9 protein-coding genes are annotated in these 12,794 nt (G+C 69.0%); 1 reads left to right on the plus strand and 8 read right to left on the minus strand.

From position 1 onward, the window contains the following. The 6 genes from H610_RS23420 to H610_RS0107150 all read right to left on the minus strand — a co-directional run. Positions 1-1,190, minus strand: a 1,190-nt coding sequence (locus tag H610_RS23420) for a benzoate/H(+) symporter BenE family transporter (RefSeq protein WP_043237910.1), incomplete at its 3' end; no start/stop codon positions are given. Between the two features lie 98 nt (positions 1,191-1,288). Continuing rightward, a complete protein-coding gene (locus H610_RS0107130) occupies positions 1,289-2,092 on the minus strand; it encodes an enoyl-CoA hydratase/isomerase family protein (protein ID WP_028239037.1) in 804 nt (267 codons plus the stop codon). A 25-nt stretch (positions 2,093-2,117) separates the two neighbouring features. Further along, the gene (locus tag H610_RS0107135) at positions 2,118-3,650 is read right to left on the minus strand and encodes an AMP-binding protein (protein ID WP_028239038.1); all 1,533 of its coding nucleotides are present in this window, start codon (positions 3,648-3,650) and stop codon (positions 2,118-2,120) included. After that, positions 3,643-4,179, minus strand: coding sequence for a (2Fe-2S)-binding protein (locus H610_RS0107140; RefSeq protein WP_028239039.1), 537 nt, complete (start codon positions 4,177-4,179; stop codon positions 3,643-3,645). The genes H610_RS0107135 and H610_RS0107140 overlap by 8 nt, the downstream gene beginning before the upstream one ends. Further along, complete coding sequence (locus tag H610_RS0107145) at positions 4,163-4,990, minus strand: FAD binding domain-containing protein (protein WP_028239040.1); 828 nt, start codon at positions 4,988-4,990, stop codon at positions 4,163-4,165. Before H610_RS0107145 ends, H610_RS0107140 begins: the two co-directional genes overlap by 17 nt. Next, positions 4,987-7,962: a xanthine dehydrogenase family protein molybdopterin-binding subunit gene (locus H610_RS0107150; protein WP_051231563.1), complete on the minus strand. Its 2,976-nt coding sequence runs from the start codon at positions 7,960-7,962 to the stop codon at positions 4,987-4,989. The genes H610_RS0107145 and H610_RS0107150 overlap by 4 nt, the downstream gene beginning before the upstream one ends. Positions 7,963-8,556: 594 nt before the next feature. Here H610_RS0107150 and H610_RS23425 point away from each other — a divergent pair. Beyond that, positions 8,557-10,707 (plus strand): putative bifunctional diguanylate cyclase/phosphodiesterase, encoded by a 2,151-nt coding sequence (locus H610_RS23425; RefSeq protein ID WP_084166392.1) that lies wholly within the window; start codon positions 8,557-8,559, stop codon positions 10,705-10,707. 75 nt (positions 10,708-10,782) lie between these two features. Here the strand turns inward: H610_RS23425 and leuD are convergent, their stop codons facing one another. Beyond that, positions 10,783-11,400 (minus strand): 3-isopropylmalate dehydratase small subunit, encoded by a 618-nt coding sequence (gene leuD, locus H610_RS0107160; protein ID WP_028239042.1) that lies wholly within the window; start codon positions 11,398-11,400, stop codon positions 10,783-10,785. Beyond that, positions 11,397-12,785, minus strand: coding sequence for a 3-isopropylmalate dehydratase large subunit (leuC, locus tag H610_RS0107165; protein WP_028239043.1), 1,389 nt, complete (start codon positions 12,783-12,785; stop codon positions 11,397-11,399). The genes leuD and leuC overlap by 4 nt, the downstream gene beginning before the upstream one ends. Positions 12,786-12,794 lie beyond the last annotated feature (9 nt).

Here is a 12,794-nt window from a genome sequence, read left to right on the forward strand (position 1 = left end):
ACGCCCGACAGCAGCGCCCAGAACGGCGAGCTGATGCCCAGCAGGGTGAACTGGCTCATCGCTACCGCCAGCGCCACGAAGGCGCCGATCTGGCAGGCGCCGCCCTTCTGGAAGGCCTGCTGCAGCGAGCCGAGCAGCACGCCGATCATCGCCAGCCCGGCGATCACCACGATCAGCGCCTTGGGAAACGCCAGGATGAAGGGCACCGCCAGTCCGGCGAACAGCCCGAACAGGGCGAACAGCACGCCGTTGACCAGCGCCGCGCCGTAGCGCAGCCGCGGGTCGTCGCCGGCCTGCTCGGAGGAGCAGATCGCCGTCATCGGCCCGGCGATATTGGCGTTGTGCCCGCCGAGCAGCCCGGCCAGCACGCCGCCGACGCCGCTGATGACGGTCATCGCGTTGACCGGCGGGCGATACCCCTCGGCCATCAGCACGCCGGTGGCCTGGGCGTTCTCCGCGCCGATCACCAGCGCCGTGAGCGGGATGGTGATGGCCAGGAAGGCATCGATCGAGAAGGTCGGCGCGGTGAGCGCCGGCATCACCCAGGCGATGTTCACGTCGGCCGGCTGCAGCTGCCCGAGCGCGTAGGCCAGCACCAGCCCGACCACGCCGGCGACCAGCACCGGCGGCACCGAGCGCGAGAAGCGGGTGACCAGGAAGAAGCTCAGCGCCGCGGCCCCGGCGATCAGCGGCGCGCTGACGATGGCGTCGACCGAGCCGGTGGCGAAGCGGATCAGCGCCCCGGCGATCATCGCCATCACGATCGGCATCGGCAGCCAGCGCATCAGCCGGCCGATCAGCCCGCTGACGCCGAGCACGAAGACCAGCACGCCGCTCATGATGAAGGCGCCGACCGCGTCGCTGAACGGGATGACCGTGAGCGAGGCGGCCAGGATCGCCGCGCCGGGAATGCTGTAGGCGCCGCAGATCGGCTGTCGGTAGCGCAGCGCCAGGAACAGGCTGATGAGCCCGCCCAGCACGTAGATGCCGAACAGCCAGGCCACCGTCTGCGCGTTGCTCAGGCGCCCGGCTTCGGCGGCGTTGATCACCACCAGGGCCGGGCCGGTGCAGCCGAACAGGGCGGCAACCACCCCGGCGCTGATGGACTTGGAGTTGAATGCCCGGCGCAGCGTGGGCTCGCCGGCGGCAGGCGGAATGTCGACTGCCGGATGGGACAGGTTCTGGGTCATGGCAACGCCTTCGCTTGTTGTTGTTTGCGTCCGGTCGTTCGCCGTGTGCCGCCCCGTGGTGGGCGGCACGCGTGCAGGTGGCGTTCTATCGCGCGGCATCACTCGCCGCGGAAGACCGCCGGCCGCTTGCCGTGGAACGCCTCGACCCCTTCCTTGAAGTCGGCCGAGCTGCGCAGGCGGCTGTAGCAGTGGCCTTCCATCTCGATGGCCACCTTCAGCGGCGCGTCCTCGTTGTCGTTGATCAGCTTCTTCGCGGTGCGCTGGGCCAGCGGCGAGAAGCGGCGCAGTTCGTCGACCAGCGCGTCCACCGTGCTTTCCAGCTCGGCATCCGGCACGCATTCGGTGACGAAGCCCCAGTCGTAGGCCTGCTGGCCGGTGACCCGCTTGGCGCGCATGACCATGTGCTTGGTGCGGGCGATGCCGATCATCTTCTGCAGGCGCGCCGAGCCGCCGGAGCCGGGGATCTGCCCGAGGTTCTGCTCCGGCAGCGCGTAGCGCGCGGTTTCCGAGGCGATGCGGAAGTCGCAGGCCAGCGACAGCTCGAAGCCGACGCCGAAGGTGTAGCCGCGGTTGGCGGCGATCACCGGCTTGCTGCAGCGCTCCGGTGCGGCCACGTTCCAGGCCAGCTTGGAGACGTGTTCCGGCGAGGCCTCGAGGAAGCCCTTGATGTCGCCGCCGCTGGAGAAGTGCTCGCCCTGGGCGCGCAGCACGATCACGCGCACGCCGGGGTGCGCGTCCAGCGCCTCGAACACCTGGCGCAGCGTTTCGCGCTGGCTCATGGCGATGACGTTGTACGGCGGGCGGCCGAGGATGATGTCGGCGCGCTCGCGGGCGGCGTCGACCTCGACGGTGAAGCCGTCGAATTCGTTGTCCAGAAACTGCTCGGGCGTAGTGGTGTTCATGGTCTTTCCTCTTGTTGATCGGGGGTCAGCTGGCGGCCTTGAGCTCGCCGCCGTACTGGGCCACCAGCACGCGACGGAGGATCTTGCCGACCGGGGATTTGGGAATCTGCTCGATGAATTCGTAGCGCCGCGGGCGCTTGAAGCGGGCGAGGCCCGAGGCGACGCAGTGGGCGTCGAGTTCCTCTTCGCCGACGGGGTAGCGCAGCTTGATGAAGGCGGCGATCAGCTTGCCCCACTGCTCGTCGGGCAGGCCGACCACGGCGACTTCCTCGACCGCGGGATGCAGCGACAGGGCGTTCTCGATCTCCGCCGGGCTGACGTTCTCGCCGCCGGTGATGATCAGGTCGTCGACCCGACCGGTGACGAACAGGTCGCCCTCCTCATCGAAATAGCCGGTGTCGCCGGTGAAGTACCAGCCTTCGCGCAGCGACTTGGCATCCGCGTCCGGGCGTTTCCAGTAGCCCTCGAAGGCCTCGTCGCTGGCCAGGTCGGCGATGATCTGGCCTTCCTCGTTGGGCCTGGCAATCTGCGCCGGCGACTGGGCGTCGAGCGTCACCACGCGAATCCGCTGGTTCAGCGCGCAGCGGCCGGAGGAACCGGGCTTGCGCGCGGCGCTCTGGTCGATGGTGAAGGTGTAGATCTCCGAGCTGCCGTAGTGGTTGACGAACAGTTCGGGGCGGAAGGCCGCTTCCACCCGGCGCATCAGGCCGTCGCTCATGGGCGCGCCGGCGAAGCCGATCTTGCGCACGCTGGCGACCCGCTCGGGGCTGAACGCCGGGTGCTCGATGAGCATGTGGTAGAGCGTCGGCACCAGGTAGAGGTTGCTGATCTTCTCGCGCTCGATGGCGTCCAGCGTGGCCTCGACGTCGAACTTCGGCACACAGACGAAGTGCCCGTCGATCAGCGTCATCGACAGCAGCGAGCGCACGCCCATGGTGTGGTACAGCGGCATCACGCCGAGGGTGCATTCCTCGTGGCCGTAGAGGTTCTGCGCCACGTGCGCCACCGCCGCCGCGCGCTCGGCGCGGTGCCGGCGCGGCACGCCCTTGGGCCGGCTGGTGGTGCCGGAGGTGTAGAGCATCAGCGACCAGTCCTCGGGGCCGGCGCGCAGGATGGTTTCGCCGGGTGCCTCGGCGCACAGCTGCTCGAAGCTCAGCGCGCCCTCGGCCATCGACTCGCCGACGCTGACGCAGGGTAGCTGCAGCCGGCCGCAGGCCAGCACCGCATCGGCCGAGGAATCGTCGTGCACCAGCGCGCGGGCGTTGGCGTCGGCCAGGCACCAATTCAGGTCATCCGCCGTGCAGCGCCAGTTCAGCGGGGTCATGATTATGCCGCTGAACTGGCAGGCCCAGTGCAGCGTCGCCATCTGCCAGCGGTTCTGCATCACCGCCACCAGGTGGTCGCCCTTGCCGAGGCCGAGGCGCTCGAGCCCGTGGGCGGCGCGCTGGATGTCGGCGAACCAGTCTTCGTAGGTTTTCTTCAGCGCACCGTCGCTGATCGCCACCGCCCCGGGGCGGCGTTCGACCGCGGCGAGAAAGCTGCGTCCTAAATCAAACATGGGTGTTCTCCAAGGCTTCTTGTTGTTGTGGGGCTTGCTGTTGGGCGCCGCGCTGGCGCGCCACTTCGAGGACCGCCTGGACCATGCCGGTGTACCCGGTGCAGCGGCACAGGTGGCCGGACAGCATGTCGCGCACCTGGGCCTCGTCGGGCTCGGGCACGCGCTCGAGGAATTCCACGCAGGACATCAGGATTCCACTGGTGCAGAAGCCGCACTGCAGCGCGTGGTGGCGGCTGAAGGCCTGCTGCAGATCGTTCATCACCTCGTCGCGGGCCAGCGACTCGACGGTGTCGATGCGCCGTTCGTGGGCCTGCACCGCGAGCATCAGGCACGAGCGCGAGGCGACGCCGTCCACCAGCACCGTGCAGGCACCGCACACGCCGTGCTCGCAGCCGACGTGCACGCCGGTGGCGCCGAGTTCGTGACGGAGGAAGTCGCACAGCTGCATGCGCGGCTCGGCATGCCCCTGGCGCGTGCGCCCGTTGAGTTGCAGGCGGACGGGAAAGCGTTGGTCAGCTGGCGCGCGCATGGTCCTGTTCCTCGATCAGTTGCCGGCCGAGCTCGCGCACCAGGTGACGCCGATACGCCGCGCTGGCGTGTACGTCGTCCTGCGCGCCGAGCGACCAGGCGTAAGCGTTGAGTGCCTCGGGCAGTTCCGCGCCGCGCGGCAGGCGGCGCAGGACCGGGCGGTCGGAGACGCCGCCGATGCCGAGCTCGACCGCGTCGTCGCGGATGCAGGCGGCCAGCGCCACCAGGGCGAAGTCGCCGTGGCGCATGGCCACTTCGCGGAAGCGATAGCGCACTGCCGGGTCGGCCAGCGGGAAGTGCACCGCGCTGACCAGCTCGTCCGGGCGCCGCGCGGTGGTCAGCACGCCCTGGAAGAACTCCGCCGCCGGCACCTCGCGGCGCTTGCCCTTGAGCGATTCGAGCACCACGCGCCCGCCGAGGGTGACCAGGCACAGCGGGATCTCGGCGCTGGGGTCGGCGTGCGCCACCGAGCCGCACACGGTGCCGCGGTTGCGCGTCTGGAAGTGGCCGATCCAGGGCAGCGCGCGGGCCAGCAGCGGCACCTCGTCGGCCAGGCTGGCGCGGTCCATCAGCTCGACCTGGCGCACCGCGGCGCCGACGGTCAGATGGCCGCGCTCGACCTTCAGGTCGTGCAGGTCCCCGGCGTGGTTGATGTCGACCAGCACCCTGGGCTGCGCCAGGCGCATGTTCAGCACCGCCATCAGCGACTGGCCGCCGGCGATGATGCGCGCCTGCTCGCCGTGCTCGGCGAGGAGTTCCAGCGCCTCGTGCTTGCTGGCGACGCGGACGTAATCGAATGCGGCCGGTTTCATTGCGCACCTCCCTTGCCGAACAGGCCGAGCAGGCGCTGCCACAGCCCGCTGCGCACCGGCGCGCCGGTCAGGCGCTGCGCCAGGCGGGTGAAGATCTGCCCGATGATCACCTTCGAGGCGCTCTGCAGCATGCGCCCGCCGACCGCGGCGACCTTGCCGCTGACCGCGGCGTCGTAGACGTATTCGAGGCGGGTGTGGCCGTTGTCCAGCTCGACGAAGCGCACCCGCGCGCTGCCGGTGGCCGAGCCCATCGGGCTGTTGCCGGAGCCCGACAGCTTCAGCGAGCGCGGCGGATCGAGGTCGGTCAGGCCGACCCGGGCGGCGAAGCGCGCGCGGATCATGCCGACGCCCACGGTGACGTCGGCGCGGTAGTGGTTCTCGCTCTCCAGCTCCAGCGCGTGGCAGCCGGGAATGATCGCCTTCAGCGTTTCCGGGTCGAGCAGGGCGTCGTACACCTGCTGCGGCGAGGCGGGGATCTCCACCGAGTCCTCGGCCTGCAGGCTGGAGCCGCCGGCCACCCGGGGCGCGTCCAGCACCATGCCCTCGGGCGCCGGCGGCTCGTCGATGCCGATCATCGTGCGCACCCGCGACGGCGTCAGCGGCAGGCGGATGTCCGAGCGGCCGAGGGCGTCGGCCACCGCGTTGGCGATGCACACCGGGGTGCTCATGTTGTTGCCTTCGCCGACGCCCTTGGCGCCCAGCGGGGTGAACGGGGAGGGCGTTTCCATGTGCAGGATCACCGGCTCCACCGCTTCCGGCGCGGTCGGCACCAGGTAGTCGGCGAAGGTGCCGGAAAGGAAGCTGCCGTCGTTGGCGTAGGCGAATTCCTCCATCAGCGCCACGCCCAAGGCCTGGGTGAAGCCGCCGCGGATCTGCCCGTCGACCAGCATCGGGTTGAGGATGCGCCCGGCGTCGTGGCAGGTGACGTAGCGGTCGATGTGCACCTCGCCGGTGACCCGGTCGATCTCCACCGCGCAGATGTCGAAGATGAAGCCGTAGCACAGCGAGCTGTTGATACAGTCCTCGTCGCTCGGCGCGGTCAGTTGCGGCGGGCTCCAGAAGGCGGTCTCACGCAGGCCGCCGAGCTCGCCTTCGGGCAGCAGGCCGGGCGACCAGTGGGTGGCGCCGGCGATGCGGTGGAACGGCTGGCTCGGCCCGCCTTCGACGAATACCTTGCCGCCGGCGAAGCGCACGTCCTCGGCCGGCACCTCCCACATGGCGGCGGCGATGCCGGCCATGCGCTCGCGGATGCGCATTGCGGCGTTGTAGACCGAGCCGGCGACGGCGCCGGCGAAACGGCTGGAATAGTTTCCCGAGGCGATCGACCAGGCGTCCTTGCCGGTGTCCAGCTCGACGTTGACGCTGATGCCGTCGAGCGCCACGCCGAGCACCTCGGCGACGATCTGCGCCACTACCGTCTGGTGGCCCTGGCCCTGCGGCGTGGAGGAGACGTGCACCGAGACGTCGCCGAGCGGACCGACGCTAACGGTGGCGGTGCTCACCGCGCCGTTCTTCGGCCCGGCCTTGCGCCGCTCCTCGGGCGTCATGGCGGTGGTGATGTAGCCCATGTTGGAGATCGACGGCTCCACCGCCGCGGTGTAGCCGATGCCGTAGAGCCGGCCCTCGGCGCGCGCCTGCTCGCGGCGGCGCAGCAGTTCGTCGAGCCCGCCGTCGCGCACCGCCAGTTCGATCGCCGCCGGGTAGTCGCCGGAATCGAGCAGCGCGCCGGCGGCGGCGCGGTAGGGGAAGGCGCCGGTCGGCACCAGGTTGCGGCGGATCACCTCGAGCGGGTCGAGGTCCAGCTCGACGGCGACCTGGTGCATCAGCCGCTCCAGGGCGAAGTACACCTGGCCCCCGCCGAAGCCGCGGTTCAGCCCGCTCGGCACCTTGTTGGTCAGTACCACGCGGTTGCGCACCAGCAGGTTGCGGATCGCGTAGGCGCCGGTGAGGTTGCCGTGCATGCGATAGAAGGTGGCCGGCTCGGGGGCGCGCAGGTAGCCGCCGCAGTCGTCGATCTGGTCGTATTTGAGCGCCAGCACGCGGCCGTCGGCTTCCACCGCCGCCTCGATCTCGCAGACCCGGTTGGTGGCGCTGGAGGAGGCCTGCAGGTGCTCAAGGCGGTCCTCGACCCACTTCACCGGGGCGCCGACCTTCCGCGCCGCCAGGCCCATGAGCACGATGTAGGGGAACACGCCCTGCTTGATGCCGAAGCTGCCGCCTGAATCCGGCGGGGTGCGGAGGCGCAGGCGGTTGCCGGGCACGTTAAGTGCCCGCGACATGACCGAATGCAGCGCGTAAGGCCCCTGGAAGTTGGAAAGCACCTCGTAGGTGCCGGTGGCCGGCTGGTATTGGCCGAGCACCACGTAGCACTCGATCGGGGTGCAGGAGTTGCGCGGGTAGTGGACCTTGATCGCCACCCGCCGCGCGGCCTTGGCGAAGGCCTCTTCGGGCTCGCCGTAGCGGAAGTGCCGCTCGTTGACCACGTTGCTGCCGACCGCCTCGTGCAGCACCGGCGCGTCCTCGGCGGTGGCCGCTTCCGGATCGACGATCGCTGGCAGCGGCTCGTATTCCACCTTCACCGCGTCCAGCGCGTCCTCGGCCAGGTAGCGGTCGTCGGCGATCACCACGCAGACCGGTTCGCCGACGTAGCGGACCTTGTCCACCGCCAGGCACCAGTGCTCCATCGGCGCGCGCACGCCGACCGGGAAGGGGTTGGCCCAGCGCCTGACGTCCTCGCCGGTGAGCACGCCGTGCACCCCGGGCATGGTCAGGGCGGCGGAGGCGTCGACGGAGATGACACGGGCGTGCGCATGGGGCGAACGAACGATGGCGGCATGCAGGGTACCGGGTGGCGTGGCCACGTCGTCGGCGTAGCGACCGAGCCCGCGTAGCAGGGCGGCGTCCTCGACGCGGGCCTGGGGACGCCCGATATGGCCGGCAACGACCTCGGCAGTGCTCTGAGGCATGTTCATGGAATGAACTCTTGTTTTTGTCGTGCTTGAAGCGATGCCCCGATTCTCGTCAATCGCCCGGCGCGCCGCCTTGCCCCGGGCTACGGGGTTCTGCGCGGGAGTCGGGAAATTTGCCCTGGAGTCTGATCGGGTGCGAACGGTGACAGGCGCGGGGGCGGCCGTAGGACGGGGTAGTCGTTATGTAGGGCGGGCCGGGCGGCGTTCTGCTTCGGCCCACCAATACTGGAGCCCTGTTTGGTGGGCTGAAGCCCACCCTACGCCCACCCTACGCCTGCCCTACGCCCACCCTTGTCTGATCGGGCGGCGAACGGTGGCGGTGCTGCAGGGCGGCCTGGGGCGCATGGCGCGTTTGTCGGCCGGCGGCAGGCGAGGGCCGGCCGTGGTGCGCTTCTTGCTGCCGGCCTGATGACGGCCAATCGACCGGCGCTATGAGGTCGATAACGTGATCTGTGTCGCTTTCAGTGGCTGTCCGAGTGTGATAGTGGCAAAATGCCTATTTTTTGAGCAATGCGCTGCCTGGCCCGCCACCGCGGGCCTGCCCTGGCGCTCCTGATCCCTCGCGGATTCCCGTTTTTCTCTTGCAGGTCGCCTTTCATGCTCCCCGGCAGCTACAACCTCGTTCTGGTGTTCTTCTCGTTCGTGGTGGCCGCGCTGGCGGCCTACACGGCGCTGGACATGGCCGCGCGGGTCTCCTCGACGGAGGGCCGGGCGGCGCGCCTGTGGCTGGCCGGCGGGGCGTTCTCCATGGGGCTGGGCATCTGGTCGATGCACTTCATCGGCATGCTCGCCTTCAGCCTGCCGATCCCGCTGGGCTACGACCTGGGCATCACCGCCGGCTCGCTGCTGATCGCCATCCTTTCCTCGGCCATCGCACTCTGGCTGGTCTGCCAGCCGGCCCTGCCCTGGGGGCGGCTGACGCTCGGGGCTCTGCTGATCGGCGGCGGCATCGCGGCGATGCACTACAGCGGCATGGCCGCCCTGCGCATGCAGCCGGGCATCGTCTACGACACGGGCTGGTTCGCTGCCTCGGTGCTGGTGGCGGTCGCCGCCTCGGCGGCGGCGCTGTGGCTGGCTTTCCGCCTGCGCGGCGGCACCGCCCACGTGCGCGTCTGGCGCATCGCCGCGGCGCTGGTGATGGGCCTGGCGATCGTCGGCATGCACTACACCGGCATGGCCGCGGCGAGCTTCCCCGACGGCAGCTGGTGCGGTGCCGCCGGCGTCGGGGTGGACACCCATTGGCTGGCCCTGCTGGTGATCGTGGTGACCATGGCGGTGCTCGGCATCACCCTGGTGGTGTCGGTGCTCGACGGGCGCATGCAGTCGCGCACCTCGAAGCTGGCGACCTCGCTGGAGAAGGCCAACAGCGAGCTGATCCAGCTGGCGCTGCACGACAACCTGACCAGGCTGCCCAACCGCCTGCTGCTGGAGGACCGCCTGAGCCAGGCACTGAAGGCGGCGCAGCGCGAGCAGGGCACCTTCGCCGTGATGTTCATCGACCTGGACGGCTTCAAGGCGGTGAATGACGCCTTCGGCCACCACATCGGCGACCAGTTGCTGGTGCAGGTCGCCGAACGCATCCGCAGCGACGTCCGCGCGCAGGACACGCTGGCCCGCCTGGGCGGCGACGAGTTCGTCCTGCTGGTGGACGTCACCGGCCCGGACGACGCCGCGGCCCTGGCCGACAAGCTGGTGCAGTGCATCGAACAGCCGTTCCAGGTCTCGCGCTACGAACTGCGGGTCAGCGCCAGCATCGGCATCGCCGTGTACCCCGGCGACGGCCTGGACGCGCGCGACCTGATGCTGCACGCCGACGCCGCCATGTACCACACCAAGAACGCCGGGCGGAACGGCTACAGCTTCTTCGAGGCCTCGATGAACGCCAACGCCGCCGAGCACCTGCAACTGCTGCAGGACCTGCGGATGTCGATCCAGCGTGGGGAGCTGCGCCTGCACTACCAGCCCAAGTTCCAGGCGCCCAACGGCCCGGTGCGCGGCTTCGAGGCCCTGCTGCGCTGGCAGCACCCGCAGCGCGGGCTGCTCTATCCGGACGTGTTCCTGCCGCTGGCGGAAAAGACCGGGGTGATCGTGCCGATGGGCAACTGGGTGCTGGACGAGGCCTGCCGGCAGCTGCGCGAATGGCATGACCAGGGGTTCGACAGCTGGACCATGGCGGTGAACCTGTCGGCGATCCAGTTCGAGCAGGCCGACCTGGCCGAGGTGATCACCGGGGCGATCGCCCGCCATGGCATCGCGCCGCGGATGCTGACCATCGAGATCACCGAGACGGTGGCGATGCGCAACCCGGAAACCACCATCGACACCCTGAACCGGCTCGCCGAGCTCGGCGTGCGTGCCTCGATCGACGACTTCGGCACCGGCTACTCCAGCCTGCTCTACCTCAAGCGCCTGCCGGCCAGCGAGCTGAAGGTGGACAAGGCCTTCGTCCGCGAAATGAGCCTGGGCAGCGAGGATTCGGTGATCGTCTCGGCCATCGTCGCCCTGGCCAAGGCGCTCGACCTGTCGATCGTCGCCGAGGGCGTGGAGACCGCCGAGCAGCAGCGCTTCCTCACCGAGCTCGGCTGCGACACCCTGCAGGGCTACCTGCTCGACCGGCCGATGACCGTGGAGCAGATCCGCCAGCGTCTCGACCAGGGCGGGGCAGACCGGGCGCTGTTCGTCGCTTGGGAGGCGGCCGGAATTTCACCTGTGTTGTCAGAGGCCCATGACGCTACTGAACGCTCATAGATAGGCGCGCCTGCGATTGCCCTGCCTCGGGCCAGGCGCTTCTAGGCGGCTTGTTACAGGCCCGGGTGTGCGCCGCTAGGTCTGGCGTGGAAATATCCAGGGCAGACTCTGCCGGCGCCTGCTGGCGAACTGATCGATTTCCGAGCGCCGCGCCAAGGTTTCGCCGATATCGTCCAAACCGTTGAGCAGTCGATGGCGGCTGCCGGCATCGATATCGAAGGTCTGCCGAGGCTGACCTGGATAGCCGAGGCTCATGGCTTCCAGGTCCACTTCGAGTTCGGCGTCCGGCGCTTGCCGGGCATGATTGACCAGCGCGGTGAATTGCTCCTGGGCAAGCACGATGGGCAACAACCCGTTTCGGATTGCGTTGCCCCGGAAGATGTCGGCGATCGCGGTCGAAATCACCACCTGTATGCCATAGTCGACCACTGCGTACACCCCCCCTTCGCGCGAAGAGCCGCAGCCGAAGTTGCGCCCGGCGAGCAGGATGCGACGCGCGGGCTGATCGTGCGGGATGGGTGAATCGGGACGTGGCGTACCGTCCAGTTCGAACCGCGCGTCATGCAACAGGAAGTGCTGGTAGCCGCCGGTGCGCGGTTTGCGTAGAAAACGTGCCGGAATGATCTGGTCGGTGTCGATGTTTTCATCCAACAGAAGCAACGGGCGGTCACAGACGCGGACTACGGGTTTCATTCGGCGACCTCCCGGGTCGATTGGCGGACGTCGACGATACGGCCTGCGAGTGCCGCCGCCGCCGCCATCGCAGGGCTCATCAAATGCGTACGGGCGCCGGGACCCTGGCGGCCTGGAAAGTTGCGGTTGCTGGTCGAGGCGCAGCGTAGCCCCGGGGCGACGCTGTCGCCGTTCATCGCCACGCACATCGAGCAGCCGCTTTCGCCCCAACGGGCACCGGCATCGAGGAACACGGCCGCCAGACCTTCCGCTTCCGCCTCGGTCTTGACCCGGTTGGAGCCGGCAACGACCAGAGTCGGCACCTTGACGCGCTTGCCGGCCAGGACACGGGCCGCTTCGCGAAGATCGCCGAGTCGCGAATTGGTGCAGGAGCCGATGAAGACCTGATCGACCGCCAGTCCGGTGAGGCGCTCGCACTCCTCCAGCCCCATATAGCTGCGCGCAGTCTTCAGCGACTCGTCGTGCGCTGGAGGCAGGCTTTCGTCGATGGCGACAGATTGCTCCGGGCTGGTGCCCCAGGTCACCCGCGGCTTGACCTGTGTGGCGTCCAGCGTGATCTCCCGGTCGAAAGTTGCTCCGACGTCGGTACACAGGCTCTGCCAATAGGCGACCGCGCGCTCCCAGTCGGCCCCCTGGGGCGCGCGAGGGGTGCGGCGCATCCACTCCAGCAAGGTGGCGTCGGGCGCGACCATGCCTACCCGCGCGCCCGCCTCGATGGTCATGTTGCACAGCGTCATGCGCGCTTCCATCGACAGCGCCGTCACGGCCTCGCCGGCGTATTCGACGGCGTGGCCGGTCGCACCAGCGGTGCCGATCTGGTTGATGACGTACAGAGCCAGGTCCTTGGCGGTGACGCAGTCGTCCAGCCGGCCGCTGAGGATGATGCGCATCGTGTTGGGGCGGCGTTGCCAGAGCGTCTGAGTGGCCAGCACGTGGGCCACTTCGGAGGCGCCGATGCCCATGGCGATAGCGCCGAAGGCGCCATGCGTAGAGGTGTGCGAATCTCCGCAGACGATGACCAGCCCAGGTTGCGTCAGCCCTTCCTCGGGGGCGGCGACATGAACGATGCCTCGTTCGGTGCTATCCAGGCCGAAATAGGTGAGCTGGTGCCTGAGCGCATTGTCCTCGAGCTGACGAATCATGCCGGCCGCTTCCTTGTCGTGCTCCAGACCATCGCGCGAGGAGGGCACGTAGTGGTCGGCAATGCCGAAGGTCAGTTCGGGATGGGCCACACGATGGCCGCTGACGTCCAGTTTGCCGAAAGCGTGGAAGGATCCTTCGTGAACGAAGTGGCGGTCGACCCAGATCAGGTCGAAGCCGTCTTCCGAGGCGATGCGATGTTCGTCCCAGATCTTGTCGAACAACGTACGGGGTGCGTTTGGCATGGGCTATCT

The sequence above is a fragment of the Stutzerimonas azotifigens DSM 17556 genome (assembly GCF_000425625.1).
Taxonomy (GTDB): Bacteria; Pseudomonadota; Gammaproteobacteria; order Pseudomonadales; family Pseudomonadaceae; genus Stutzerimonas; species Stutzerimonas azotifigens.

What these genes read in the sequence shown, in the direction of transcription:
- H610_RS0107130 (WP_028239037.1), bottom strand. Translation starts at nt 2,092, where the DNA reads ATGAACACCACTACGCCCGAGCAGTTTCTGGACAACGAATTCGACGGC.
- H610_RS0107135 (WP_028239038.1), bottom strand. Translation starts at nt 3,650, where the DNA reads ATGTTTGATTTAGGACGCAGCTTTCTCGCCGCGGTCGAACGCCGCCCC.
- H610_RS0107140 (WP_028239039.1), bottom strand. Translation starts at nt 4,179, where the DNA reads ATGCGCGCGCCAGCTGACCAACGCTTTCCCGTCCGCCTGCAACTCAAC.
- H610_RS0107145 (WP_028239040.1), bottom strand. Translation starts at nt 4,990, where the DNA reads ATGAAACCGGCCGCATTCGATTACGTCCGCGTCGCCAGCAAGCACGAG.
- H610_RS0107150 (WP_051231563.1), bottom strand. Translation starts at nt 7,962, where the DNA reads ATGAACATGCCTCAGAGCACTGCCGAGGTCGTTGCCGGCCATATCGGG.
- H610_RS23425 (WP_084166392.1), top strand. Translation starts at nt 8,557, where the DNA reads ATGCTCCCCGGCAGCTACAACCTCGTTCTGGTGTTCTTCTCGTTCGTG.
- leuD (WP_028239042.1), bottom strand. Translation starts at nt 11,400, where the DNA reads ATGAAACCCGTAGTCCGCGTCTGTGACCGCCCGTTGCTTCTGTTGGAT.
- leuC (WP_028239043.1), bottom strand. Translation starts at nt 12,785, where the DNA reads ATGCCAAACGCACCCCGTACGTTGTTCGACAAGATCTGGGACGAACAT.